Origin of the sequence: Bradyrhizobium sp. B120 (assembly GCF_049075665.1) — a bacterium.
Taxonomy (GTDB): Bacteria; Pseudomonadota; Alphaproteobacteria; order Rhizobiales; family Xanthobacteraceae; genus Bradyrhizobium.
The window spans coordinates 1,867,124-1,892,655 of the sequence record NZ_CP185242.1 but is presented as its reverse complement, the minus strand read 5'-3'; the positions used below and the strand labels follow the sequence as shown (position 1 = coordinate 1,892,655).

Sequence of the window (25,532 nt, the reverse complement as noted above, 5' to 3'; positions counted from 1 at the left end):
CGAGAAACGCGCAGCAATAGGACCACGGCCATGATCGGCAATCTTGAAGAGATCGATCCGAATGATGTGGCGGCAATTTTCTACCAGCCAAACGACGACGTCGATAGGCTGCTTGCCGATTTTGCCCAGGATCTCGCTCGGCGGGGCGTACGCGTCGGCGGCATCGTCCAGCGACACTTCAAGGGCGCAAACGGAACGCATGCGATGTGCGCAGTCGACGTTGCGACCGGACAAGAGATCTCGATTTCCAAGCCACTCGACAGCGGAACCATGTCCTGTACGCTCGATACGAATGGACTTGCCGAAGCCGCAATTGTCGTTTCCCAGGCGCTTCACGACAAGGTCGACCTCCTCGTGATTAGTAAATTCGGCAAACAGGAAGCGGCTGGCCGCGGCCTTCGCGCCGAATTCATCGACGCGATTACCTCCGGCGTGCCACTCCTGACGGCCGTTCCAAGAAAATGTCTTGTCGACTGGCGAGCTTTCACTGGGGACGTTGGCACGCTGCTAGTTTGCGATCGTCAGGTCGTGGAGGAGTGGTGGCGCGACAGTTCCACACGCTTGGCGCGCAGCCCGGCCTTCAGTCCCAGTTGCAGCTATCTGGCGACGATAATACCGGACAGCTTGATGACGGCTGTGAGACTACCGGGCACGCTGGCTCCAAAAGCCCCCGCCGGGCTTCCTGGCCGCCTACGAAAAACGCCTTAGCTTCGGCGTCCACGCCACATTCTGAGCCAGCAGATGCTCTGCGAGCGTGCTGATGACGCATTCCAGTCGGCGAGAAGCCGCTCCCACCGGCTCGGCGCGCACTGTCAGTCGAAGCCGGCGTCGGGCCCTTAGTCGGTTCTGCTGCACCTGCCGCTCGACGACGAGCCGTTGAGGTCTGCCGGCCGTCCTCCCCGCCAATCGCCTAACCGGCGCCCGGGTACCCTCCACTGCCAAGACACCCAAAATTATAGTCGTTCTTCTGCCGGCGCATGCTAGCGGCTTGCAGGATGGCACCCAGTCGTTCTGCAGGCCGATCATTCCCAGGCGGATCGTAGTGCACGCCTCTGGGCTGGAATTTACGAGTCGAGGCGCACTACAGCGCGCGTCGGGCGCCTGATACCATTAGGTTCCAGAATTGCTTCAGCATCGCAACCCAGCTGAACAGCGCACTCGATCAATTCGTTTCGAGCGCGCGAGCATCGCGCATGCACGCGGCACGATTGGATATGGATCTGAGATCCAATCGAACAAGGGGTAGATGCTACACCAGAGCCCCTGTTTGGCGCAGTCGCGACAATCGGATTTGAGAACGCATGGCATATAGCTTGCTTCAAAGGTGACGGCACGATCTACGCAAAACAGCCTTGTGAGGACAGCATGCTTGGAATTGGAAGTCAGTTGCCGCCGTTCGAGGTCACGGGCGTGAAGCCCGGCTTTCAGGCGCATGAAGAAGACGGGCAGAGCGCGTTCGAGACGCTGACCGAAACGAGCTTTCCAGAAAGATGGAAGATCATCTTCTTCTATCCCAAGGATTTTACCTTCGTCTGCCCGACCGAGATCGCCGAGTTTGCCCGGCTATCCAAGGAATTCGCCGACCGCGGTGCGGTCGTGCTGGGTGGTTCGACTGACAACGAGTTCTGCAAGCTCGCCTGGCGGCGCTCGCATGTCGACCTGCACGATCTACCGATCTGGCAGTTTGCCGACACAAAGGGAACCCTTGTCGATGGCCTTGGTGTGCGTTCACCCGAGGGCGTCGCTTATCGCTACACCTTTATCGTTGACCCCAACAACACAATCCAACACGTCTATGCCACCAATCTCAATGTTGGGCGCAGCCCCAAAGACACGCTCCGCGTTCTGGACGCGCTGCAAACCGACGAGCTCTGTCCCTGCAACCGCGAAGTCGGCGGCGAAACCCTGAAGGTTGCTTGAGGCAGCATGTCGTCGATCGATCAGTTGAATGAAACGATTCCCGATTTCGCCAAGGACGTCAGGCTCAACCTGACCTCCTTGGTGGCCGATGAGACGCTCTCGCCGCAACGACAATACGGAGTGCTTCTGGCGAGCGCGATTGCCACCCGCAATGCGGCCCTGATTGCCGCGATGGAATCGGCTGCAGCCGCAGTGATGACGCCCGTGGCAATTTCCGCAGCGAAATCCGTAGCCTCTGTGATGGCGATGAACAACGTCTACTATCGCTTCGTTCACCTCGTCTCCAACCCGGAATACAAGACGATGCCGCCACGGCTGCGCATGAATGTGATCGGCAATCCCGGCGTGGACAAGTCCGACTTTGAGCTGTGGTCGCTGGCGGTCTCGGCCATAAACGGCTGCGGTGCCTGTATCGAAGCCCACGAGAAGACACTGCGGGCCGCGGGCGTCAGTTCCGAAGCGATCCATACCGCCGTGCGCTTCGCAGCGATCGTGCAGTCAGTGGCGGTTGCGATCGAAGCCGCTGGGCCCACCCCTTCCCAGGCGACGGGCTGATTGCCTTTGCCACCGGATCGACACCTGGCGCCACCCAATGGCGCCACAACCGGTCCTTCGCGTATCCCGAGTGAGCGTAACATCCCCAGGCTATGTCTTGCGGAGCATACCCTCAAGGTGCGAGCCTCGCTCGAATTCCACCCTCCGTGCACGGGAGGCGCGGAATGCGCCACAAAGGCGGTGAGATCCTCCCGCCTATTACGGCGATCACACCACAGTTCTTCGCTCCACTCACCCAAACTTGAACAGCACCCCATATCCGCCGCGCGGATGGCTCCATTGGATGTCGCCGGTTGGCTCGGCGATCACGCGGCAGGTGCCGCACTCGATGCAGCCGTCGACCGTTATCTCAACCTGGCCATTGTCGTTGAGTTCGTAGCATCGCGCGGGGCAGACTTTCAAAAGCGCAAGTAGCTGCGGTGACGGCGTCGTGTGTGCGCGCACCTTGACGTGGGGATGACCGACATCGACAAGATAGCGGTTGTAGTACAGCTTGTCTTCGACGCGCATTGAGGGTTCGACATTCATGCTTTGACCTTCCATAGCTCGATTTCACACTGTTGCCGGTCAGCGCCAGGCCCGGGCAAACCGACACGCATCGCCGAACAGACCTGTCCATGACCGCGCCTTGACAAAGGATTTCAGGGTCGCCTTCTCCTTCTCAGCCTTCGGCGTACCATCGACGCGAACAAAGTTCTGCATCGCCTTGGAGATGAGCTGCGGATAAGTAAGAAAGAAGTTTTGCGAATGCGTGTGCATCAGCGTCGGCAAATCCTTGTACTTTTTGAGATCCTTGATGACGAAGGAATCGTCAAGCATCTTCTTGTAGAGCGACAGATTTGTCGCGGTCATCGGCTCGCGGCGCGATTTCACCTGGACGATCGCTTCGGCTGCGATGCGACCTGAGGTCATCGCAAGATTGGAGCCCTCGCGATGAATGGCGTTGTTGAGCTGCGCCGCGTCCCCCACCACCACCCAGCCCTCACCGTGGAGCTGCGGGATTGCCTTGTAACCGCCTTCAGGAATGAGATGCGCCGAATACTCTTTGACTTCGGAACCTGCGATCAGCGGCGCCACGGACGGATGCTGCTTGAACTGATCGAGCATGCCGTAGGGCGTCTGGCCGGTGCGCTGGAAATCGGCGACGAGACAGCCGATGCCGAGCGAAATGCACTCCTTGTTGGCATAGATGAAACCCATTCCGGTCATGCCGCGGGAAATGGTACCGGCCGCCTCGATCACGACGCCTTCATCGCCCTTAAGATTGAAGCGCGCCTCGATAGTCTCGCGCGGCAAAAAGTGCATTTCCTTCACCGCGAGCGCAACGTTATCGGGTGTCGGCCGCGCGCGCAGCCCCGCGCGGGTCCCGAGCAGGCCATTGACACCCTCCGCCAGCACGACGACGTCGGCATGTATTTCGCCGTCGCGGCGATCTGTACGGACTCCGACAACCCTCTCATGGTCGTCCCGTGCGAGCTCGGTGACTGTCGTCTCGCACAGCACGGTCGCGCCGGCCTCCCTCACCTTCGACGAGAACCATTTGTCAAACTGCGCGCGTATGATCGTGTAGCGGTTCGGCCGTTCCTCATTGAAGTCATCCGAGCGGTAGTGCATGCCGACATGGGATCGATCGTCCATTATCCAGAACCGCTGTTCGACCAGATGCCGTTCGAGCGGTGCCTCCTCGCGAAACTCGGGGATCAGCTTTTCCATCATGTCGGCATAGAGGATTGCGCCCTGCACATTCTTCGATCCGGGATATTCGCCCCGCTCGAGCTGCAGCACCTTCATGCCGCGCTTGGCCATGGTCAACGCCGCCGCGTTTCCGGCCATGCCGGCTCCGACCACGATCGCATCGAACCTCTCTTCAATCATCATCATCTCCTCTAGACCGCGATCCGGGCGCGCGAATTCGGCAAAAGCCTGGCGCGAAATGCGGCCGTCAGTGCCGGCAGCAATTGCATGGCGTCACTGACGATCGCGACATGGGCAAAGTCGAGGATCGGCGCGTTCTTGTCAGTGTTGATGGCGACGATCAGATCCGCGCCCTCCACGCCAACCCGGTGCTGGATCGCGCCGGAAATGCCGGCAGCAATATAGAGCTTTGGCCGGATGGTCTTTCCGGTCTGGCCGATCTGCCGGTCAGACGTAACCCACCCTTTTTGCACCAGTGGACGCGAGCAACCGAACTCCGCGCCAAGCAGAGTTGCGAGCTCGCGCACCAACCGAAAATTCTCAGGCGATCCCAGTCCCAAGCCGCCGGCAACCACGACATCGGCATAGGCCAGATTGGACGTTTCTGAATCGCGGTCGGGGATGAACGACAGCACTTTCGTGACGATATCGTCTTCAACAAGGCCAAGCGGATGGATGATGATACGAGCGGCATCGCGTGCGACGCGCTCCGGCATGGGCATGACGCGCGGGCGGACGGTCGCCATCTGCGGACGATAATTCAAGGTATAGATCGTGCAGAGCAGCGAGCCGCCAAAGGTCGGACGCGTCGCCGCAAGCGAACCATCGGCGTCGACGTCAAGCGCGGTGCAGTCGGCAGTGAGCCCCGTCAACAAGGTCGTCGCCACGGAGCCTGCGAGATCTCGACCGAGTGTCGTCGCACCCAACAGGAGGATTTCCGGCTTGTAGGTGTTGACGAGTTCGGTGAGCGCTTTGGTATAGGATTCGTTGCGATAGTCCGACAAAACATTGTCGCTCACGAGATAGGCCAGATCGGCGCCATAACAGAAGGATTCAAGCGCGGCGTTACGCGTGGGCTGCCCCTCCGGACCGATAACGACCGCGGCGAGATTCACCTTTAGTCTGTCGGCGAGCCTGCGCCCCGCACCCATGAGCTCCCAGGACACCGGATGCACCTGGCCGCGCTCCTGCTCGACGAAGACCCAGACATGCCTGTAGGCCTTAAAGTGCTCCGGCAGCTCCTTTTTGGCTGCTGCGCGGCCGGCCGCCGCCGGCACGGCGGTTTTGGTGACATTGCTCATGCTTTAATTTCCCCTCAAAAATTACGCGCGTGCGCCACAGGATTGCTTTCTACATCGGTCAGCCGAGATCACTTTTGATCAGCGGGTGGCCGGCTGCTTGCCCGCCCCGTCTGCTCGGTGCGGCCCGACCGCGCAATGAGACGCCTCGCCGCGCTAGACCTACCGGACGGGCCTGATCTTGGGAGGTTCTCGACACCCGTCTCTTGCGCGCTCCATTCGACGAGCGCCACGGCGGTGGCCGGGCCGCTGCGGTAAATCTGACTGGGCGCTTCGATCCTTGGGTCGGCAAGTCCGCTTGCCGCGCAATACCTGCACCTCGCTTTTGGCCCAGCGCTCCTCATTGACTGTGACGTCCGAAGTGATCTTGCCACTGCACCTGCCAAGCAATCCGTGCCCGGCCGCCAGCGCCGACAACTCGCATAAGCCGACCTTCGTGCCTCGTCCTCACGCATGTCGACCATGGGATGGATGCGGGCCTGCGCGGATTCGGGGACCTGCTGGAAGCGGACGACTATCTGCATACCCGCTCCAGGTGTATCGTGGACGAGCGACTTACCCATTGACCACCATCTCACGCTCGATGCTGGCTTCAATCGCGTCAAAGGCCATTTCGAACGGCGCTGGCGCCAGCGTGAGCCACGAGATGATGCCGCAGCGCTCGACAGCCGGCAGAAGCAACGCCATAGGTCTTCCTTCAAATCTCATCTCGGACGGCTACCATCTGTCAGCATCGATGACGGGATTGGCACGACAACAGCAAGTGTCGTACCAGTTGCAAGAACCAAGGAAACCCGGGCGAAAGCAATGACTTGGGAGACGCATAAGATGACGGCTGACACCGCGGACATGACCGGTCCAGACATGGGTCGGGAATACGACAGCGCCGCTCGAGTCATCGCTGCAGAAAGTTGATCTGGATGAAGACGAAATCTGCACAAGGGACCGTCACCACGCCACTTGGGAGAAATCGCGCTGCAGCGGAGCACGAGATCACTTCAGCGCACTCAATGGGACAAAGGCCGCCGGCTTCTTAGGGTCCGCGACGGCATCCTTCAAAACCTTGAACACTCGCTGATCGATCGGTGACGATGCCGCGAAATCGGCATAGGCCTGCTCCAGCATCGCCTTGCACCGAGCTCTGACTTCCGGCTCGGCCGCACCAGCGAACTGCTCCTTTGCGAAATGTTGTCCCATGCGCTTTAGGATATGAAGGCGCGCGACATTGACGATCTTGGGGTCGTAATCGACGCCTAGCAGCGAGAAAAACTCTTCCGCCGACGCGGCCTTGCCGAGCCGATCCAGGATACCGGTTGGCGGGCATGAGTTGCTCATCGTAAAATCTCCCTTGGGTTGGCGCGTCGACATTCGACGAAATGCGGCAGCGCCTGACGATCCTGTCGCAGCCCCGAGCCCGCACAGCTGCTGCGCGCCGCCGAAGCCGGGCTCTGGAAAGCCGCCCCTCGCCATTGCTGACCACATCGGCGGATTCGCCGGAGACGCCAGCGCCAATGAAGATGGATCAATGGTCGGACGGCGATCAATGTTGATGCTCGTCAGGACGTAGCCGGACCGGAACAACAGCCGCGCGGGAAGACGCCGCTTGGCAGTCCGAGGACGGCTCGCCATTGGATAGCAGATCACAGCATCTATGCCGGAACGGCCAGCAAGGTCTGGAGCTGAGATCGCGCTACGGACTCTGGCATGCGCAGGCAGGCGGTCGTTCCCGTCCATCAGCGACATCGGACACCGTCCTTGCGGCGCTTTGGTTTTCGAACATTCGGTGAAAACGATGCTGGGCACGGCTCTTCACGCGGGGGCGGTCGCCAAGCATCCGCACACGTCGCGCCAGATTGTCGCCACCGTTTCGCGCTCGACCGGCAGCTTGTGCTCGATGGCATGTTTGCGGACTTGCGAGAGGATCTGCCTGGCCTGATCGGCGCTGGCGACGAGCTGCAATTCATTGAGCAACGCGGTGATCGCCGAGAGCCCGGAATGCTTTCCGATCACAAAACGGTTGCTGCGCCCAAACAAAACGGGATCAAGCGACTGATAGGGTTGATCCTTCAAAAGGCCATCGACATGAATGTCGGACTCGTGCGTAAATACATGTTCTCCGACAATGGCCTTGTTCAGAGGAATCGAACGCGCAGCCGCGGACGCCACCACCGCGGCGACATTCTCGAGCTCCGGCAGTATGATGCCGGTCTCGCGTCCGTAGAGCTGCTTGAGCGCGACCGCGACTTCCTCGAGCGGAGCATTTCCGGCCCGCTCGCCCAGCCCGATGACGGTCACTGAGGCGTGGCTCGCGCCGGCCTTGATGGCGGAAAGCGTATTGGCGGTTGCGAGGCCGAGATCGTCGTGGCCGTGAAATTCGAGTTCGAGATCGGTGGTCGCGCGCAAATTCCTGACCAGCGCGTAGGTTGTGTCGGGGTCGAGCACACTGAGCGTATCGGCAATACGAAAGCGACGCGCGCCCGCCGCTCTTGCCGCTGCCATCAGTCTGATGAGAAAATCGATGTCGGCGCGGGAGGAGTCCTCGCCGCCGACAGCGACCTCAAGTCCCCGCTTACGGGCGTAACCTACCGCCCGCTTCACCTGCTCCAGCGCCAGGTCGCGATGACCGCCAAGCTTGGCCGCGATCTGCACATCGGACGCCGGGATCGACATATTGACCATGGACACCTTCGCTTCGATCGCTGCGTCGATGTCCGCCTCCCGCATCCGGCACCAGCCGATGGCGGTAAGCGGAAGATCCGCTTCGACAATGGCGCGGATGGCGGCGATCTCCTCGTTGCCCATTGCGGGCGTTCCTGCCTCGATCTCCGTGACCCCGGCTCGCGCCAGCGCCTGCGCGATCGCGAGCTTTTCCCCTGTGGTGAACGCAACGCCAGGCGCCTGCTCGCCGTCGCGCAGCGTCGTGTCGTTGAGCACGGTCGGCTCGGCGCGCGCCTGCTCGGACCAAGAGGGTTTGGCGGCGGTGGTGGCGGCCATCACGAAAGGGCTCCTCATTGTTTTTGACCAGCATACGCTTGAGCAACCCGCATGCCAGCCCGTCATCCCTGACAACCGATTGAAGTATCACCGCTTTCCTCCTCCACCGGATTGTCGCAATCGCGACAGGCGCATCAAGCGGACGCCTCACCACGCCGCTTGCCACGGCGAACTGGGAGTTGGCTCGGATTGCAGCGCGCAGGATGAACGAATTGTCGCGGAGCATTTGGGCCCGGTACTGCCTCGGTCACATGGTCGCTCGCTCGCATCGAGACGACGTCGGCCGCGCCTCGACCTCCTGCGACGCACGCCAACCCCCGGCCAAGCGTTCTCAGACGGCGCGGTGATCGAGAATCCTTGTGACAGTTCAGATGGGCCAGTCGCCGTCGACGGCTGGACGAGCTGCCTGCAACAGAAAGTCACGCCTGCGCTCGGCCATCCGGCTCTCGCCGCTTTCTTCGCCAAAGCAGAGGTTGAAGTCGTTACATAGCGTGCACACCGGCGTTGTGCACATCACGAGGCCTTCATCCTCGCACAGCATGCGGTAGAAGAAGCGCTTCCAGCGCATATTGTTGATATTGCGCACGGCGAGCGGCGCGAAATGGCGGCTTAGCAGCCGAGACAGTTCGGCACGATTGCGCAATCCGAGACCTTCCCACAGGTGGTCTGGCTCAATGGCGCGGCGCGCGATCATCGCTGCCAGCCAGCGGCCGATATCGCCTTTCGTCGAGCGTTGCTTGAGCAAGAGATCGCGCACCATTGCGATCTCCTCGTTCTCATCGCACTTGAAGGCCAGGAGTTGCTCCGCGAGCTTGATCTCAACCGACGGAAAGTACTGCTTCAGCAAGGCCGCCAGTTCGTGGCCGGACAGGCCGGCCTTCTCGGGAAGCGGACCACCGTCCAACGTGGCAGCCGCCAGAATAGACGCCAGGACATGGCAATCAAAATTGCTGTCAGTGGCAATGTCGGCATCTGCAGGAGGCACACCGGTGAGCAGGCGGTAGGCTGCAATTCCCCTATGCATCTGGCTGTTCGCATCAACGGCACAGGCAGCCATCAACGAAAGGAAGTGCGCTTCGGGCATGATTTGTGGCTTCCACGGCGGTCAGGTTTACCCGCACCATCCTGGTCTTGGCCACGGGTCGATCGTCAGAGTGCCGGCCTCCCCGGATGGGGGTAGGGGAGACCGGCATCCGTCGCGCGCCTTCACAAGGCCGCGACTCGCGACCTTTACGAGGCCGCGAGTTCGGCAGCGGTCTTGCCGACGATCGATTCGTCGACGGGCTTCATAATGCCATGCTCCATCAGCATGTCCTCGAGCTCGTCCATGGAGATCGGAGTCGGAATGATCCCTTTGCCGCCATTGTTGTGAACCTTGGTCGCGAGATTGCGATAGTGATCGGCCTGCTGCGACTCAGGCGCATACTCCAGCACCGTCATGCGGCGCAACTCGGCATGCTGCACCACATTGTCGCGCGGCACGAAGTAGATCAGCTGAGTGCCCAGCTTCTTGGCCAGGGCCTCCGCCAGTTCCAGCTCCTTATCGGTCTGCCGCTCGTTGCAGATTAGGCCGCCCAGTCGCACGCCGCCGGAGTTGGCGTATTTCAGGATGCCCTTGGAGATGTTGTTTGCGGCATACATCGCCATCATTTCCCCGGACATCACGATATAGATCTCCTGCGCCTTGTTCTCGCGGATTGGCATCGCAAAGCCACCGCAAACGACGTCGCCAAGCACGTCGTAGGAGACATAGTCGATGTTCTCATAGGCGCCGTTCTCCTCCAGGAAATTGATCGAGGTGATGACGCCGCGGCCGGCGCAGCCGACACCCGGCTCAGGACCACCGGACTCAACGCAGCGGATGTCCTTGTAACCGACCTTCATCACGTCCTCGAGTTCGAGGTCCTCCACGCTGCCGGCACTCGCTGCGAGGCTCAAAATGGTGTCCTGCGCTTTGGCGTGCAGGATCAGGCGGGTCGAGTCCGCCTTGGGATCGCACCCCACAATCAGGATTTTCTGGCCCAATTCGGCCAGCGCCGCTAGCGTGTTCTGCGAAGTCGTGGACTTGCCGATGCCGCCCTTTCCGTAGAACGCGATTTGTCTCAGTGAAGACATCATTCTCTCCGTCAACCGATTTGCCAAAAGTTGCGCACTTCTCGTGCGCGAGCTCGTTTCTCTCTCAGAAACGGGGCACACGGGTTCAAGGGAAGGAGCGCATCGCTCGTCTTAAACGTCGGCGTGCACTCAGCCCTCACTCAGTGTTGCTGCCGCCTACTAGCAACCGCTATGCCAACGCTTGCGCGCGTCCACTAAGCTTCTGATTACGTTTTGAAAACCAACGCGCCGGCGGGTCATCCCAGCTGTATTGGAGCTAACAGCATCTGCGCGGTGTCAGAAAGCGAACAAGGGCGAGAACCATCAACCGGAAGAAGTCAGTTTGGCCTGGCCTGGCCTGGTCCGGTGCCTACCCTCATCTGTGGAACGGAACTTGCTACTTTTCTTGCGAAGCCAGCTGTCGGCGATTTGAGGAGAGTGAAGATGCAGGTCGGAATCGAAACCTCGACGGTAGTGGACCGTCGACGGGTGCGTGGTCGACGATGACGAGATCAGCCGCGCGCCTCTGCAATTGATGCAGCATGATCAGATCGGGACGCACGAGTTGAAAACGCCGCAGGGCGCTTTTCCGAGGCGTCTATGGGTTGAAGCCAGATGTAGTCCTGCTCTGTGTTCCCTTTTTGAGAGATAAGGGCCCGACGCTCATTGATGAGTTAGCGGCTCGGTTTCAAGATGCTCGGATCTTGGTCGTTTGCGAACAACCAAGGAGGCCATGTGCGTCGACCGCATGAGGCCGGCGCACGCGGTACGCTGGTCAAGCCGCTGACTTTGGAGATGGCTCGCGAGCAAGTCGAATACGCGTTCGGCCGCTGCGGCAACGCACCGATCGCTCAGTTCAGCATACCCGCATAAGGTAGATTATGGCGACAATCATCTTTTATCAAAAGCCCGGCTGCGTTACCAATGCGCGTCAGATGCAGGCGCTGAAGGTCGCTGGCCACGACGTGATAGCGAAAGATATCTTGAAGGAACGATGGGGTGCCGAGGAATTGCGACGCTTCTTCGGCAATATGCCGATCGCATCCTGGTTCAACCGAGCCGCGCCCCGTATCAAGTCAGGCGAAGTCAATCCCGACGCAATCGACGCGCCGAGTGCACTCGCGTTGATGCTGCGCGATCCGCTCCTGATCCGACGACCGCTGATCAACGTCGGGGGTGCAAGATGCGCTGGATTCGATCATGAGCCCGTGCTGTCGCTGCTTGGCCGGAAGACGCAAGATGATCTCGAGCGATGCTCGTACGAAGGAACGGGCACGCGCTGTCCACGGACGTGAGGAAACGATCGATCGTACGACAATGCAAGCCGATGATGCGAACAACGACGTTTTCGCTTCCGGCTCCCTCAGGGGCAGCCGACAGGTCCTTCGCTGTGAAAGCCGGCGTGAGTGGCTCCCCGTAACAAAGTGCTCTCATCTTGCACTCGGAGTGAATTCAGCCTCTCAAGGGCTTGCGGTGTGTGAGATGCCGCTGCAGTTCGACCGCCCCGATCCCTCATGCCTCCTGCCGGCCTGGATTGCATCCAAAACACAAAGCTGAAAACAGTTTCGTAAACAGCTCAGACCGAAGATTGAATTGAATAGCGATCCGAACAGATCGACTTTCGCTGGCGTGATCCATTTGCAACTTTGCTGCATAATTGCGCTACGGCGGCTCCATTTTGACCGGCGTCAAATCCTTCGCCATCCCCCATGTGTGACAGAGGTCTCGCGCGACGTTTCGCGCGAACCTGGGAATGGAGAACTCGATGAGACCAAGAACAATTCTGAGGACGGCATCGTTGCTCGCGCTCGCGACCTCGTTCAGTGCCGCTGGCATCTCGGTACAGGCCGCGGATCTGGCCAGCGCGCCGGTCTATTACAAATCCCCCCCGATCGAACCCTTCAATCCGTGGATGATCCGCCTGCGCGTGCTTGGCGTTTTGCCGGATACCGCAGGCAGCTCGGTCAACGTCGCCGGGGCGCCGCCGCTGTCCTCGCCAAGTTCTGGGCTGTCGATCAGCGATCAAGCGATACCGGAGCTCGACATCACCTATTTCTTCACAAAGAATATTGCCGCAGAACTCATTCTCGGCGTGACCAGTCATCACATCAGCGGCAACGGCACGCTCAATGGGCTAGATATCGGCAAAGCTTGGCTGTTGCCGCCAACGTTGACCCTGCAATATCACTTCACCGATTTCGGGCCGCTCAAGCCCTATATCGGCGCGGGCATCAACTACACCGTGTTTTTCAACCAAACCGCAGCCAATACGTCGCTCGCGGGCCTTGCAGTGACAGATTTGCACATCAGAAACCAGTTTGGCGCCGCGGTCCAATTCGGCTTCGATTACATGCTTGACCGTCACTGGGGCCTCAACTTCGACGTGAAGAAGTTGTGGCTGCGTCCGGATTATTCGGCGACCGTAAACAATGCGATTGCCGTCACCGGGCGCGCCAATATCGACCCATGGCTTGTCAGCGGCGGCATCACTTACAAATTCTGACGCTGGAACAAGTTCTGCCGCCAGAACAGGAGCCAGGGAAAGGATCGGTTTGCTCAGGAGCAAGCGAGATGGCGCGTCAAGGATGCGTCATCTCGCCGGACACTGGAAGCCACCCGCAGCATTGCTCGCGTTGTGAGCTACCGATTGATGGCATGAAGTGACGGAACGCCAGCCATCGAGCAAATAGTGATCGATGAGATCACGCTCTTGAGTCGTTGCCCGTTGCGGGGCCCCACTTGCTTATCAAAGCCAGGAATTCAAGCCGGCGCGCCGTTCTACGGAGCAGACCGCGTCACAAGGGACTTGACGCTCAGGCCTCGTCGACCTCGATCAAGCGCAGCACTCTGATCGAGCTCGCTTCTCGCCGAACATCCCGATGAAATCCGAGGCCATAACGACAAGGTCAATGCCTGCTGTTGCGCGCGTCCCGGCGGCGAAGGGCACCCGTTCATCTTCAAATGATTGAGCAGCTCTGAGATGCCAACCGCTGGACGGGTAAGCCGTACACACTTGATAGCCCGAGCCAAGCGGCGCTAAGCGACGCCTCTAGCTGCGCTTTAGCACCATCACGAGGCGGTCGACACGTTTGCCTTGCTTGAGATGAGAGTTTACGATTTCGTCAACGTCCTCAGGCGTGGTCGCGCGATACCAGACTCCGTCGGGATAGATGACCATCAGGGGGCCGGAATTACAAAAGCCGAGGCAGCCCGCCACCGTGAAACCGACATCGTTGAGGCCTTGCGATTCGATCGCCTTACCCATCCGATCCCACAGGGGTTGCGCGCCAGAGGCGCCGCAGCTGCCGTGCGGATGAGCCGGCGGACGCTGCGTGTTGCAGGCAAAGACATGATGCCTATACAGTTGAGGAAGCTCGAATTCGGTTTCTGCGTTCATGCGCCTATCCTGTAATCGATGGGTTTCATCTGAAAAGAGACAAGGTCCGAGCGCATCGCCCCACAATCCATTCTTCAGTTAAACGCCGCATCGACCGATTGGTCTAGGGAGTCCCACTCGTGCTTGCGAAGGCAGGGGAGACGAGCGGGCGCCATGGTGAATGTCATCGGAAAATCGGCGATAGATACTTCCACGTTAGGGACAGCCTCCTTGATCGGTTTCAACGTCTTCTCCCGTCATCGCAATCTTTTTGCTCCCGCATCGCTTAGTCAACCATGCAACTTCTCCAAGCAAGTTCCGCACCAGATGCGTAACGCTCGTTACGGCAGCGCTCCCTTGCCCTGCCCCGGCGCGACTGACAATTCTTGCCGAGGTTGCGACAAGGTCGTTCCTTTCTGTTTCGGACGCGACAAACGTTGAATCCCGTTTGAGTCGCCCGCTTCAGGCTTCCGCAGTTCGCTCGCAGAACGGGCGGAGATTCTCGGTCGGGCTGTCCAGCTCCTGCACGATCATTTCGCGGAATAGGCAGCGATCTTCGTGCCCCTCGTCCCGTCTCGCGGAGCTTTCGCGTTCGGCGATCGGCCCGGCGACTCGAGCGCTCTGCTCGCCCAAAACGTGATGGGCTAGCCGCATCGTCCGGTCGCGCGCGCACCGTATCTTCCTCGCCGAACGGCTAAACCCTGCGCTCGTGGCGCTGCCCATCTATTGTTTGCGTCAAAGATAACGCCCAATCGCGAGCGTTCCGACGAGGCGCAGGTGATCACCGAGCCACGTTTGCGGCTACAGGGCAGGCCCGCCCACAAACTCTCTCGATTGGCAGCAACGGCAAACCTGCAATACAAGGCCCGACTGCGCCCTCCGCTTCGCGCGCTACAACTCGATATGCGCTTGCCGCATCTTGCGGGACAATGAGCTCGGCCACGCGCACGTGCTCGTCAATGCATTCGACCTTAACCGGCGCCGTCGGCTGACCATGGTAGCGGAACTCACCAAGGACGTCGCATGAACGGAGGTTTGGCATTGCAATTGCAGCGCAGGCACTAACGCCAGCTTTGGCGGACGCCCAAGAACTTCTGACACAGGATCGTCATTTCTCTGCCCAAACGGTCCTGTCAGTCTGGGTCCTCCCATTCTCCCAGCCCAGACGGTGCCCCCGGCGGACTTCTAGCCGCCGAGGGCATTTCCTTCTCGAGCATATTGTATCCGCCGGCAGCAAGACGCGCATCTTGGCCTGCCGGGTCCAGTTGGTGGGCTATAACAATTTCGAGAGAAGTGGATACCGGTTCGCGTAAAGGAACGCGTCAAAACAGGAATCTAGAGTCCCGAGCACCTCCTTGGTGCCGCGGAGATCGCCGGTGCATGACCGGAATCTGGCTGGCAGCGCGTTTGCTCTCACACGTACAGAAGCGGCAACACCGTCTGCGTCAACGCTCACGAGTATGACGGCTTTATCCGGCAACAAAGCGCCTAAGCACCTTGAGCAACAGCCAAGCGATACGCCTATTAATCGGGATGGATCGCAATATCCAGGGTTTCGTCACTGTCCTCGAACGGGTTGGAAAACCGATCGTCCTCCAGCAGCTTGACGCCGCACAGGCAGACGTCACCTTCGATCACGGCGAGCGCGACCGGCTCAAGCGCTTGTCCATTGCAGGGCCCATCGATGCACACTCCAGTGTCGATCTCGAATCTCGCACCGTGCCGCCCGCATCTGAGAAAGGAGCGGTCTGGGGAGAAGAATTCACCGGAGCCGATGTTAAGCCAGGCGCTGTCATGCGGACAACGATTGACATACCCGAAATACTCGTTGCCGAAAGTGCGCACCACAATGATCGGAAACGGCCGGCTCGCGCCGCTATCTTCGATCCGCGACAGGCTAAAGCCCCTGGCGCCACTCCGCTCGATGGCATCGGCCGGACAGACGGCGAACACCTCGATCTGATCGCTCTTCAGGTTGCCTATCATCCCTTCGCTCATCCCGGCCTCGCAGTTTCCTGCTTGAAGGCTTCGATCGCGGTCCGGGTCAGCCGAAAAGCGCCACGGCCACGAGCGAGCGTCCGATAGGTCGAACTGGCACGGGCGTTGAGAACGTCAAACCATTGGTTCGGCGTGAGCTTCGCCGGGCGCTCGCTGATTTGGACCACCCTCCCGTTCGGAGCGAAGCGGACGTGAATGATGACTTGTTGTGAGTTCATGGCAACCCCTTATTTGGTCAATCCTAAAGGCCAAAGCCAAAACCGAGGATCTCGATTGTGACGTCCTTGGTTTCGAGCACCTGGCGCGTGGGCCTCGAGCGGCGGGTTGGAGAGGGCATCTTCGCTACTTCGAACAGGCTTTCTTCGCGCTCGCATCTGGAGCATTCCCGCGCCCTTCCCAGACGAAAATATGACTCCAGCAGCATCCGCCCCGGGCCCGCATTTGTGTGGGACGGCGATCTGCGCGCCAAGCAACGCCGGCACAAACGGCCTGCCCACGGTCGCTTTGCTGGATTTGCGCAAGAACAACACCGCGATCATCGCTATTCAATCATCGTTCATTCATGCGGAGGATGACGAACATCTCAGTAGATCGCCGCACCCGCGCCCACGTTGACCGACGCATCTTTCACGGTCTCGACGACAAACTCGATCTTATTGTTCGTGAGATGGGTGTGAAACGGCAGCGCCAGTGCGCGATCAGCGATCTTTTCCGCAACCAGGAAATCGCCACGTCGATAGCCGAGATCGAAATAGTGGCGTTGCAAATGCAGCGGATGGCTGTAGGCGGCGGCTTCGACTTGAGCGGCGCGCAGATCATCGACGATGGCATCGCGGCCGGATCGCGTGAAGCGCGTTCCCAGATGGACGAGATAGAGCAACCAGTTCACCTCGGTCACATCGGGGCCAACGTAAGGCGGTTTGATGCCTTCAAATGATTGCATGTGCGCGTTGTAAAGCTGCTCGACCAATCGACGACGCTCCAGGATTTCATCGAGGCGCTTGAGCTGAGCCAGCCCCAAGGCAGCCGTGAGATCGCTCATGCCGCACTGGTAAGGTGCTGTGGCACCGACGACAACGGACGAACGCTCGTCCAGGCGGTGGGCGCGATGGCGACGCAAGCCAACCGCGATGTCGATATCGTCGGTCACCACCATTGCGCCTTCGCCACAGCTTAGGGCCAGGGGCTGGGCAAAGTCGAACACGGCCAGGTCGCCAAACCGGCCGACGAGCTCGCCCTTGTAGCTCGATCCGATCGCCTCGGTGGAATCCTCCAAAAGCGGCAGCTGATGGCGCTGCGCGATCGCGCGCAGCTCCGACCATGGCGCAGGATGACCGTTGGCATTGCCGGCGACAATCGCCCGGGTGTTGACCGTGATGCGCTCTTCGGCCTTCGCTGGGACCAATGTCCCCGACCAATAGTCGATGTCGGCAAATACCGCCCGTGCGCCCGCGAGACCGATAGCATGGACTGTCTCGCGAAAGGAATAGGGCGAGGCAATGACCTCCTGCCCCGGTCCGACGCCGAGCACCTTCAGCGCAAGCAGGAGCCCGATGGTACCGCTCGAGACCGCGACCGCATATTTGCGGCCAAGATAAGCCGCGAAAGCGTGCTCGAACGCTTCAGTGATCCGCCCATTGGAAATTTGCGGCGAACACAGCAGTGTTTCCACAGCAGAGAGCTCGGCGAAGGTGATATCGGGATCGGACAGCGGAATGAAGGATGTATTTGCCTCCTCACTGTCCGCGCCATCAAGCGGACGCTTTGCGAGTTCAATGCCGCTCACCGCGCAACATTCCTTTTCGCCAATACGATGCCGGTCGCCCGCGCAGGATCGGCCGTGATCTGCACGCAGTGATCCGACCCATCGAGCAAATGCAGGTCGAAACGAGGAAACTGCCGGAACGGCTGATCCGCGACATCCGAGGCATCACAGCGCGCCCAGGCAAGCTGCGGGAAGCGGCGCGACAGCTCGACAAAGCAGCTCGTCTCGGCGCCCGCGTCCGCAAGCAGCCGTTCGATTTCGATCAATTCCTCGGCAGTGAGCGCCATCGTGGCTCCTTTATGGCTCGTCAATGGCGGTTCGTCATCGCCAGAACAGACGCTCCGGATCCGCGTTCAATTCGTCGATTGCTGAAGTCAGGCGGTGGTAGAGGCTGTAAAATTCCCAGATTCCTTGCGCGTGGTTCTTGCAAAACAGCTTCCAGATTCCGCTCACGGCATCATAAAGAATCAACGCGACATCGACTAGACCGCCATCCTTATCGATATTGCGCGAGCAACAGGGACTCTCGACGAGATAGCCACCCCTCACCGGCGTCACGTTCGGCGAGACATAGAGATAGCGCTTGCGCAAGCTCAAGCCGCGCTCGATCCGCTTGCGATCGAGCTCGTTTGGGTGAGGCACCGGCCCGGTCTTTACCTTTCTCATCAGCGCGGCATTCATCGCGAAAGCCTCCCTTCAAAGCCCTGTGATTTCTTCTTCGAGACAGCCGATGAGCAGCCGCGCACCAAAATCGACAGTATAGATCGGCACGTTCGCTTCGGTATGGATAGCGACCCTGATGATCTCGCCGGTCGCTCCAGCGCCGAGCAAGATCCCCTCGGGCTCCGTATTGGGAAAAGAGCGGTCATTGATGATGTCGAGCGCGGTTTTGACGCGTTGGCCCCGTCGATATTTCGGAAAGCCGGGCTCAGTCACGACACGGTCTCTTCCGGCAATGGCAGATCATCAGTGTCCTCGCATGCGTTCACCGGCGCGAGCTCCTTGCGCTTCATGCCAACGCGGTAGCCGCTTTCCAAAAACTCGACCCCGTAGATGTAGAATTGCTGCAGGAACGTACCGATCGAGATGACGTAACCTACCTCTCCCTTCTTGACCAAAATGTCGCCAATCTCCTTGCCGCGATAGGTGCCATCATTGCGGATGGTGCGATTGGCTCGCACTTTTTCGCCAAAGTTGAAGACAGGCGGCCCGCCGAGCTCGACGACGTCGCTGTCGCGAACAATGCTGCTCACGCTCCGCTCCCCCGCGGACATGCAGGGACGCAGCTCGGACCAGCGCAGGCGAAATCCCGCCGAACGATGGCGCCTGCGGCGCCGCCAACGCGCAGCACGAAGCTTGCGACGTTTTCAGCAACAGCTCTTGACATGCCGATCATGGGTCTCATTCTTTAGGCGTGCGCCTGGTAACGCGGCCAAGACGTGTCAATGACGCAGGTACCGTCGACCGGACAGGCCGCGACACATTGCGGTTCCTCGAAATAGCCGATGCATTCGGTGCATTTCGCCGGTTCAATGACGAAGCTCCCTGCCTTCTCCGAGATTGCAACATTCGGGCATAGGGGTTCGCAGGCTGAGCAGCTCGTACATTGCGAGGCAATGATCTTGAATGGCACATAACCCCCCTTACGCCGCCGAGATCAGGGCCCCCTGCCGAATCGCGGCGTCGCCGCGCTTGGCGTGCTGGATCTCACCGCTTTTCACTCTGTCAAGATAAGACCTGAACCAAGCGATCGCCGACTTCTCGATGTACTCATGCGCATATTGATCGACCGGCTCGATTCCAGCCTTGATCAGATTGCTTTTCGGGCAACCGCCGATCTTGGCTACGAACACCGCATAGCAGTCAGAGATGCCACGGATGATGGTCGAAAGCCTATCCTCCTCGCCATGACCGCCTTGGCAATAGACATCCACGCGACGGTGGCCGACGAATTTGGCGCCGGATGTGGAAAGCTCATACACCTGAAATTCCTTTGCATGCCCAAAGTGCTCGTTGATCAGCCCGGAGCCTTTGGTTGCGACTGCGACCAGAAGCGTGATCTCACTCATCTCGCCGGTGAATTTCGCAAGCCCGTCTCGGTTGGCCGCGACTTTGGCGGCACGCTCATCCTCCACCCTGTCTTGATAAGCTTTGCGCATCTCGAGGTCATATTTGACGTCCATTTTCATAACCTGGCCGGTGGTGAACTCCGCGCTACGATCCTCTCCGAGCAGACCCACAGCATCGGCGCGGCACTGACGGCAATGCCGCATCATGGCTACCCCCCCTTCACAAGCATCTTGCAGCGCCTTCAATTGCTGAGCCGTCGGGCCCCGCTGACCGTTGAGGCCAAATACCGTGCCGTACTCGAGCGCGGAGATCAGCGGCATGATATTGTGAAGGAAGGCGCCGCGCGACTTCACCGCCTTGTTGACCTCGACCAGGTGATGATCGTTGATCTGTGGGATCATTACCGAGTTGACCTTGCACAGGATACCCCGCTCGCTAAGCAGCTCGAGACCTCGCAGCTGACGATCGGCGAGTATCCTCGCCGCGTCGATGCCGGTGTAGCGCTTGTGGTTGAAGAAGATCCACGGATAAATCTTTGCGCCGATTTCGGGATCGATCATGTTGATGGTGATGGTGACGTGCTCGATTCTGGACTTGACGATGGTGTCAATATGGTCCGGCAGCGCCAGTCCGTTGGTCGACAGACATAGCTTGATGTCGGGAGCCGCCTTGGCGACCAGGTCGAACGTCTTGAAAGTCTTTTCTGGATTGGCCAAGGGATCGCCCGGACCGGCGATGCCAAGCACCGTCATCTGCGGAATGGTGCTCGCGACCGCGAGCACTTTTCTCACCGCCTGCTCAGGGGTGAGCTTCTCGCTCACCACGCCCGGACGCGATTCATTGGCACAGTCGTATTTGCGGTTGCAGTAATTGCACTGGATGTTGCAGGCTGGCGCTACCGCAACATGCATGCGGGCGTAATGATGATGCGCCTCTTCGCTGTAGCATGGATGGTTCTTCACCTTTTCCCAGATCCCGGTCGGCAGATCGCCTTGGCCTGGCCGTGAGCCGCAGCTCGCCTGGCCGCTGTTGGCTGACGTGCGGCAGCCCTTATGCTCGGAGGCAGGCTGCATCATCTTGCCGCCAGCTACCGCACCGTTGGCATATGTTCTGCGCCCGACGACCGCATTCATTTTCATTTCTCCCTGCAGGCAGCATCGCCTCTCCAAGGCCCCCCTGAGCGAGCCTCAAGATGAGGTGTAGCAACTCACATGCCATGGCGGAGACGATGGCGTTGCAGCCATACGTCAAAGAGTTAGCGCAAATAAACGACGCTGACGCATGCAAGAACAGCACTGATGCGCATGTCGGCAATGCGATAGGCACGTCGCGTTTCTGACACCGGGCTCCATGTCCGGCGCATTCATTCTCGCGCTAAGCTCGCGGGAACCCAGCTCCATCCGCATGGCCTTTTGCGGGTTGCGGCCTCTCACAATAGGCCGATATAGCTGGGCGATCCGGCTTCACAACGCCGAATTGGTGAGCAATATCTCCACCGCGCGAGGGAGCCCAATCGCAAGCGGCGTCAGGCCTTGCTCGAGCAGAAAACGGAGCTCGTTGCGTGAGAGCGCGTCCGGATCAACGATCGCATAGTGCGTGTCGGCCGAACGCTTGATGATCTGCCGCGCATAGCTACGCAACAATTGATCGTTGAAACGACAACCGATGAACAGAAATCTCTGTCCGCTCCGCCTTTCCTTGATGATGTCAGGTATCGGTGTCTGGATATCGATTTCGGTCAGCACCTCGACATAGTCCGAGTCAGAGATCAGGAAGTTCTTGGCCGGCTGTACGCCGCCATGCGGCTTATACAGCACCGTCGCCCAGCTGCCGGCCACGACACTGTCGACCTCTTGGCCAACCGAGTCATAAAAGCGATACCAACGGCTTTCGCCGATGCCGACGCGGGTGATGCCCTGCACTTCGCCCCATCCATCGCGCTTGTCCAGCGCCGCGCGCATCGCGCCATCGTACCATGCGTCGACTATGACGGGCAGCGACAGAGACGCAAGATGATGGTGCAACCGCGTCGGCTCGACCGTCGGAGCGAAGGCATGCGCCATCAATGCCGTCACGGTGGAACGATGTTTGCTGATCTCGATATGCTGCGCCGACGCCCACGCATTGCCTTTGGCCCGCCGCGGCAGCGCAATCTTGCTGGCGAAGAAGCCGGCTAACGCCTCGGGTGTCGTCGGCACGTCGGGTCTGGAGAGTTCGGCGAGACCAGGCCCGAGATAGGGAACAACGCTGTTGGCCCTCAGCCCGGCAGCGACGTCCGCGAGAATGGCCTCTGCATCGGTCGCATTGACAAAATCGATCTGCGGGGGCGCCTTCACGGATCGTCCCCGTTCTCGCCCCGTTTTTTGGCGTTGATTGTGATCGGCAATGGTGTGTCGCTCGCCATCTCGGGCAAATCGAGCACCCAACCATTAGCTATTTTGATCCAGCCGCCCCAGAGCGTCTCGTACTCGGATTCCACGATCGGCTCTTCGAGATCCTTCTTCGGCACGTAGATCGACAGGCCCGCATCCGGAGAGCGGCGGATCATGATTTTCACAAGCTCAACTCCCTCGACTATGACGCATAGCCGGGCAGACCGGCAGACTCCCGCGGGGTGGCGCGCAGGCGAGCCATGATGTCGGACAGTGCGTACACGACCTCATCGACCTCCGCGACGGAGGTTTCACGCGACAGAGAAAAGCGCACGGCGCCGCGCAAGCTCCACGGCGGCACCTGCATGGCGCGCAGAACATGCGATGGCTCCATTGAGCCGGAGCTGCAGGCTGATCCGAGCGACACGGCAATGCCCGCACGATCAAGATGATGGACGATTGCTTCGCCATCGAGATGGTCGAAGGCAATATTGGCCGTGTTCGCCAGCCGGTTGCTGACGTCACCAAGCGCAACACACCCGCCATTGTGCAAGATCCCCTGCTCCAGGCGGTCGCGCAACGCACCAATACGAACACGCTCCGGCTCGAGCCGCTCCACCGCAAGCTCCGCAGCCTTTCCAAGACCGACGATGCCGGGAATATTCTCAGTTCCGCCGCGGCGCCGTCGTTCCTGTGCTCCGCCCCAGATCAGCGGCCGGAACTTGGTCCCTTTGCGCAGATAGAGCGCGCCGATTCCCTTGGGTCCATGCAGTTTGTGCGCGGACAGCGACAGCATATCGATCGCACTGTCCTTTAGGTCGACGCGCACCTTGCCCATGGCCTGGACCGCATCGGTGTGAAACAGCGCGCCCGCCTCACGGGTCAAGCCGGCGAGAAACTCCACAGGAAAAATCGTGCCGGTCTCGTTGTTGGCCCACATAATGGAGGCAATCGCCGTGCGTGGCCCGAGCGCGCAGCGAAACGCCTCGATGTCAAGCCGGCCGCGGGAATCTACCGGTACGATATGCGTCTTGACGCCTCTTGTCGCCAGTTGTTCGACCAGCGCAAGGACAGCCGAATGCTCAACCGAGGTGGTAACGATCTCGTCGCGACCATCCTGGGTCGCAAGCGCAGAGAGGATGGCGGCATTAATAGCCTCGGTCCCACCGGAGGTGAAAGCGATTTCATGATCGTAGGCAATCCCCAGCAGCCCCCGCAAGCTACGCCGCGCCTGCTTCAGCGCGGCTGCGGCTTCGCCGCCAAACGCATGGGCGGAGGAGGCGTTGCCGAATTGCTCGGTGAAGAACGGCAACATGGCTTGCACGACGGATGGATCGGTCCGCGTCGTCGCATTGTTGTCGAGGTAAATCGGCACTCGAACCCCGCTCAATCCCGCGCCTTACCTGCCGCAGCAACCGGGATCGCGCGGACGAATTCGCCGAGCCTGTCGAGCAGCCGCGCTTGAATGCCTTCCAGCGCCCTCTCAAACGCTGACAGAACGCGCAGGCGCCGATCAAGCTGACCATGCAGCCATCGCCCCCGATCAGCGGACAGCCGCCGCCGTCGCGTTGCAGATTGGGGCGGATCCCCTCGATCACGGTGCGAATGTGGAGCTCTCAGCCGGTCGCCGTGACCGGCAACTGCCTCAGTTGGTTCTGGTTCGGCCAGCATGCTTTGATTTCTCCTCTTTATCAGCTGAATGATTTGCCGCACGAGCAGCTTGAGGTGGCGTTCGGATTGTGAAAGGTGAAACCTGGGCTCTCCAGCGCCATCACAAAATCGATGGTTGTGCCGACCAGATGTTCATGGCTCTTGTCATCGACAAACACCTTCACGCCGCCGCACTCGATCACTGTGTCGTTAGGCTTCGCCACCTCGGCCAGACCGAGCCTATATTTGAACCCGTTGCAGCCGCCTGCCTCGACTATAATGCGCACGCCGCTTGCGGGGTGCGTGGACGATGAAATTGCGCTCCTGATCGCATTCACTGCGCGATCCGTCAGGTCAATCATGGCTTATCCCTCATCTGCTACAGGTCTGCCTGCCAATGGGCAAGTCATGTGCCAGCGAGCAGGCGCTTGATGATGCTTACCTTTTCGGATCGCGCCTGTTGGCTTTGGAACTCGTGTCGGGCTTCTGACAAGGCCGCTTGAGGCGATCGCAGGCAACTTTCGCTTGTTCTTCTCTCAACTGCGCCGAAAGCCGCCGCGCATGCGACGGCAAGCAATTTGCATTGCATCTCGCACCGGCCAGGCGTCGGTGAGGAGCTTAGATCGAGGACGAGTTTAATGACTGCAATCGAGAACACCGCACTCGGCAGACTTGAGAAGGAGGGCCGCCTGCTCAATGCCGTGATCAAAGGCGGGACCACCAAGCCGGGCCGGTTCGGCTTTCGCGGCGATGTCGCACTGAAATTCCAGACCCAGGTCGCAGATGAGAAACGACCGCCGGACTATTCGATCGAGCAGGTTTTGACGATCGCGCAGGATGGAGAACCCACTATTCCCGTGCTGGCCGGCTATCTGCATTCCTTCGCGTATCTGGCTGACGTCGCAGCCGTCCTTGACGGCGCCTTAAGCCCGAACGGCCGCTATTTCATATTCTGCAACAACATAGATTTGCTGGCGAAATACCGAATCAAGCTCGGCGGTGTTACCTTCCACGTCTTACCGTGTGATGAATCTACGGTTTGGAAGGAGATGATGGACCTGGTCGGAGTCAGCAAGGACGACATCAAGAAGCTCGATACGGGCGGCAAGCTTGATTACGTGCTCGATGCGGCAAACGATATCGAGCTGTCCGATCTTGAGCTGTCCTATGACGAGATCTCGTACGAAGACGGGCTGAAGAAGATGGAACCCGTGAAAAATCGCAACGAAAATCGGCCGGTCTGATTCATTCGTTTGGGGACACATCGTCTTCGACAAGACGCACGCCGACAACACAAATATCTCCATCCTGAACTGTCAACGCGATCGGCGTGAGCGCTCTACCCCTACATGGACCTTCGACGCACTGCCCCGTGCCGAGTTCGAAGGTCGATCCATGCTTGCCGCACATCAGCCGGACGCCGTATGGATCCAGGAATTCGTTCCGCTCCCAGTCCAGATTGACGCTGTTGTGCGGGCATTTATTGACATAGCCAAACACCTTCTTACCCCATCGCACTACAACGATGGACCACGGCCGGTGGTTGCCCTCGGCATCGACGACTATAAGATGGAATCCCATGGCCCGGCGGCTTGGAATGTCGTTAAAGCCACAAATCGCATAGATTGCGTCTGACTGCATCCATTGCTCGTTTATTGCAGGACGTTCTTCATTTCGCGGGACAATCAAACATGCAAGAACCGTAGAAGTTCCAGAACTTGCGTAGCTGCAGCTTTCGCGCGCCA

The 25,532-nt window shown here is 59.6% G+C and carries 28 protein-coding genes; 6 read left to right on the top strand and 22 right to left on the bottom strand.

What is annotated here, in order from left to right; all coding sequences use genetic code 11:
• Positions 1 to 30 precede the first annotated feature (30 nt).
• From ACOIX3_RS08915 to ACOIX3_RS08905, 3 genes are all read left to right on the top strand, one after another.
• On the top strand, positions 31 to 708 hold the full coding sequence (locus ACOIX3_RS08915; protein ID WP_420969427.1) for a DUF2478 domain-containing protein: 678 nt from the start codon (positions 31 to 33) through the stop codon (positions 706 to 708).
• 657 nt (positions 709 to 1,365) lie between these two features.
• The gene (locus tag ACOIX3_RS08910; RefSeq protein ID WP_420969425.1) at positions 1,366 to 1,920 is read left to right on the top strand and encodes a peroxiredoxin; all 555 of its coding nucleotides are present in this window, start codon (positions 1,366 to 1,368) and stop codon (positions 1,918 to 1,920) included.
• Between the two features lie 6 nt (positions 1,921 to 1,926).
• Entirely contained in the window at positions 1,927 to 2,475 is a 549-nt protein-coding gene (locus tag ACOIX3_RS08905) for a carboxymuconolactone decarboxylase family protein (protein ID WP_420969424.1), read from the top strand.
• 231 nt (positions 2,476 to 2,706) lie between these two features.
• Here ACOIX3_RS08905 and ACOIX3_RS08900 read toward each other — a convergent pair whose 3' ends face one another.
• From ACOIX3_RS08900 to nifH, 8 genes are all read right to left on the bottom strand, one after another.
• Complete coding sequence (locus ACOIX3_RS08900; RefSeq protein ID WP_342709698.1) at positions 2,707 to 3,003, bottom strand: ferredoxin family protein; 297 nt, start codon at positions 3,001 to 3,003, stop codon at positions 2,707 to 2,709.
• A gap of 39 nt (positions 3,004 to 3,042) precedes the next feature.
• Positions 3,043 to 4,350, bottom strand: a complete 1,308-nt coding sequence (locus ACOIX3_RS08895; protein ID WP_420969423.1) for an FAD-dependent oxidoreductase — start codon at positions 4,348 to 4,350, stop codon at positions 3,043 to 3,045.
• A gap of 11 nt (positions 4,351 to 4,361) precedes the next feature.
• Positions 4,362 to 5,471, bottom strand: coding sequence for an electron transfer flavoprotein subunit alpha/FixB family protein (locus tag ACOIX3_RS08890; RefSeq protein ID WP_420969422.1), 1,110 nt, complete (start codon positions 5,469 to 5,471; stop codon positions 4,362 to 4,364).
• 552 nt (positions 5,472 to 6,023) lie between these two features.
• Positions 6,024 to 6,155, bottom strand: coding sequence for a hypothetical protein (locus tag ACOIX3_RS08885; protein WP_420969421.1), 132 nt, complete (start codon positions 6,153 to 6,155; stop codon positions 6,024 to 6,026).
• A gap of 306 nt (positions 6,156 to 6,461) precedes the next feature.
• The gene (nifW, locus tag ACOIX3_RS08880; protein WP_420971690.1) at positions 6,462 to 6,803 is read right to left on the bottom strand and encodes a nitrogenase stabilizing/protective protein NifW; all 342 of its coding nucleotides are present in this window, start codon (positions 6,801 to 6,803) and stop codon (positions 6,462 to 6,464) included.
• Positions 6,804 to 7,277: 474 nt separating this feature from the next.
• Positions 7,278 to 8,462 carry a homocitrate synthase gene (gene nifV / locus ACOIX3_RS08875; RefSeq protein ID WP_420969420.1) on the bottom strand — a complete coding sequence of 395 codons (1,185 nt, stop codon included), beginning with the start codon at positions 8,460 to 8,462 and terminating at the stop codon, positions 7,278 to 7,280.
• 367 nt (positions 8,463 to 8,829) lie between these two features.
• Positions 8,830 to 9,546 (bottom strand): nitrogen fixation protein NifQ, encoded by a 717-nt coding sequence (locus tag ACOIX3_RS08870; protein ID WP_420969419.1) that lies wholly within the window; start codon positions 9,544 to 9,546, stop codon positions 8,830 to 8,832.
• A gap of 146 nt (positions 9,547 to 9,692) precedes the next feature.
• Positions 9,693 to 10,577, bottom strand: a complete 885-nt coding sequence (gene nifH / locus ACOIX3_RS08865) for a nitrogenase iron protein (protein WP_342724054.1) — start codon at positions 10,575 to 10,577, stop codon at positions 9,693 to 9,695.
• A gap of 860 nt (positions 10,578 to 11,437) precedes the next feature.
• Here nifH and ACOIX3_RS08860 point away from each other — a divergent pair.
• Both ACOIX3_RS08860 and ACOIX3_RS08855 read left to right on the top strand, forming a co-directional pair.
• The gene (locus tag ACOIX3_RS08860) at positions 11,438 to 11,851 is read left to right on the top strand and encodes an ArsC/Spx/MgsR family protein (protein WP_420969418.1); all 414 of its coding nucleotides are present in this window, start codon (positions 11,438 to 11,440) and stop codon (positions 11,849 to 11,851) included.
• Between the two features lie 458 nt (positions 11,852 to 12,309).
• Complete coding sequence (locus ACOIX3_RS08855) at positions 12,310 to 13,059, top strand: OmpW/AlkL family protein (protein ID WP_420969417.1); 750 nt, start codon at positions 12,310 to 12,312, stop codon at positions 13,057 to 13,059.
• Positions 13,060 to 13,605: 546 nt separating this feature from the next.
• Here ACOIX3_RS08855 and ACOIX3_RS08850 read toward each other — a convergent pair.
• The 13 genes from ACOIX3_RS08850 to ACOIX3_RS08790 form a co-directional block, all read right to left on the bottom strand.
• A complete protein-coding gene (locus ACOIX3_RS08850) occupies positions 13,606 to 13,953 on the bottom strand; it encodes a (2Fe-2S) ferredoxin domain-containing protein (RefSeq protein WP_420969416.1) in 348 nt (115 codons plus the stop codon).
• 1,503 nt (positions 13,954 to 15,456) lie between these two features.
• Positions 15,457 to 15,930 carry a Rieske (2Fe-2S) protein gene (locus ACOIX3_RS08845; RefSeq protein WP_420969415.1) on the bottom strand — a complete coding sequence of 158 codons (474 nt, stop codon included), beginning with the start codon at positions 15,928 to 15,930 and terminating at the stop codon, positions 15,457 to 15,459.
• Positions 15,931 to 16,513: 583 nt separating this feature from the next.
• On the bottom strand, positions 16,514 to 17,707 hold the full coding sequence (locus ACOIX3_RS08840; RefSeq protein ID WP_420971689.1) for a DegT/DnrJ/EryC1/StrS family aminotransferase: 1,194 nt from the start codon (positions 17,705 to 17,707) through the stop codon (positions 16,514 to 16,516).
• 5 nt (positions 17,708 to 17,712) lie between these two features.
• On the bottom strand, positions 17,713 to 17,982 hold the full coding sequence (locus ACOIX3_RS08835) for a hypothetical protein (protein ID WP_420969414.1): 270 nt from the start codon (positions 17,980 to 17,982) through the stop codon (positions 17,713 to 17,715).
• 34 nt (positions 17,983 to 18,016) lie between these two features.
• Positions 18,017 to 18,376: a DUF3024 domain-containing protein gene (locus ACOIX3_RS08830; protein WP_420969413.1), complete on the bottom strand. Its 360-nt coding sequence runs from the start codon at positions 18,374 to 18,376 to the stop codon at positions 18,017 to 18,019.
• 15 nt (positions 18,377 to 18,391) lie between these two features.
• A complete protein-coding gene (locus tag ACOIX3_RS08825) occupies positions 18,392 to 18,631 on the bottom strand; it encodes a nitrogen fixation protein NifZ (protein WP_420969411.1) in 240 nt (79 codons plus the stop codon).
• Entirely contained in the window at positions 18,628 to 18,948 is a 321-nt protein-coding gene (locus ACOIX3_RS08820) for a nitrogen fixation protein NifZ (RefSeq protein WP_420969410.1), read from the bottom strand. The genes ACOIX3_RS08825 and ACOIX3_RS08820 overlap by 4 nt, the downstream gene beginning before the upstream one ends.
• A gap of 155 nt (positions 18,949 to 19,103) precedes the next feature.
• Positions 19,104 to 19,328, bottom strand: coding sequence for a 4Fe-4S binding protein (locus ACOIX3_RS08815; RefSeq protein WP_420969409.1), 225 nt, complete (start codon positions 19,326 to 19,328; stop codon positions 19,104 to 19,106).
• Positions 19,329 to 19,338: 10 nt separating this feature from the next.
• A complete protein-coding gene (gene nifB, locus ACOIX3_RS08810; RefSeq protein ID WP_420969408.1) occupies positions 19,339 to 20,898 on the bottom strand; it encodes a nitrogenase cofactor biosynthesis protein NifB in 1,560 nt (519 codons plus the stop codon).
• A gap of 330 nt (positions 20,899 to 21,228) precedes the next feature.
• The gene (locus ACOIX3_RS08805; RefSeq protein ID WP_420969407.1) at positions 21,229 to 22,101 is read right to left on the bottom strand and encodes an SIR2 family NAD-dependent protein deacylase; all 873 of its coding nucleotides are present in this window, start codon (positions 22,099 to 22,101) and stop codon (positions 21,229 to 21,231) included.
• Positions 22,098 to 22,322 (bottom strand): putative nitrogen fixation protein NifT, encoded by a 225-nt coding sequence (nifT, locus tag ACOIX3_RS08800; protein ID WP_342709678.1) that lies wholly within the window; start codon positions 22,320 to 22,322, stop codon positions 22,098 to 22,100. Before nifT ends, ACOIX3_RS08805 begins: the two co-directional genes overlap by 4 nt.
• Positions 22,323 to 22,339: 17 nt before the next feature.
• Positions 22,340 to 23,527, bottom strand: coding sequence for a cysteine desulfurase NifS (gene nifS / locus ACOIX3_RS08795; RefSeq protein WP_420969406.1), 1,188 nt, complete (start codon positions 23,525 to 23,527; stop codon positions 22,340 to 22,342).
• Positions 23,528 to 23,828: 301 nt separating this feature from the next.
• Positions 23,829 to 24,149 (bottom strand): HesB/IscA family protein, encoded by a 321-nt coding sequence (locus ACOIX3_RS08790; RefSeq protein ID WP_420969405.1) that lies wholly within the window; start codon positions 24,147 to 24,149, stop codon positions 23,829 to 23,831.
• A gap of 276 nt (positions 24,150 to 24,425) precedes the next feature.
• On the opposite strand from ACOIX3_RS08790, the gene ACOIX3_RS08785 reads away from it, so the two are divergent.
• Complete coding sequence (locus tag ACOIX3_RS08785) at positions 24,426 to 25,031, top strand: hypothetical protein (RefSeq protein ID WP_375785062.1); 606 nt, start codon at positions 24,426 to 24,428, stop codon at positions 25,029 to 25,031.
• Between the two features lies 1 nt (position 25,032).
• Here the strand turns inward: ACOIX3_RS08785 and ACOIX3_RS08780 are convergent, their stop codons facing one another.
• Positions 25,033 to 25,428, bottom strand: a complete 396-nt coding sequence (locus ACOIX3_RS08780; protein ID WP_375785063.1) for a Rieske (2Fe-2S) protein — start codon at positions 25,426 to 25,428, stop codon at positions 25,033 to 25,035.
• Positions 25,429 to 25,532 lie beyond the last annotated feature (104 nt).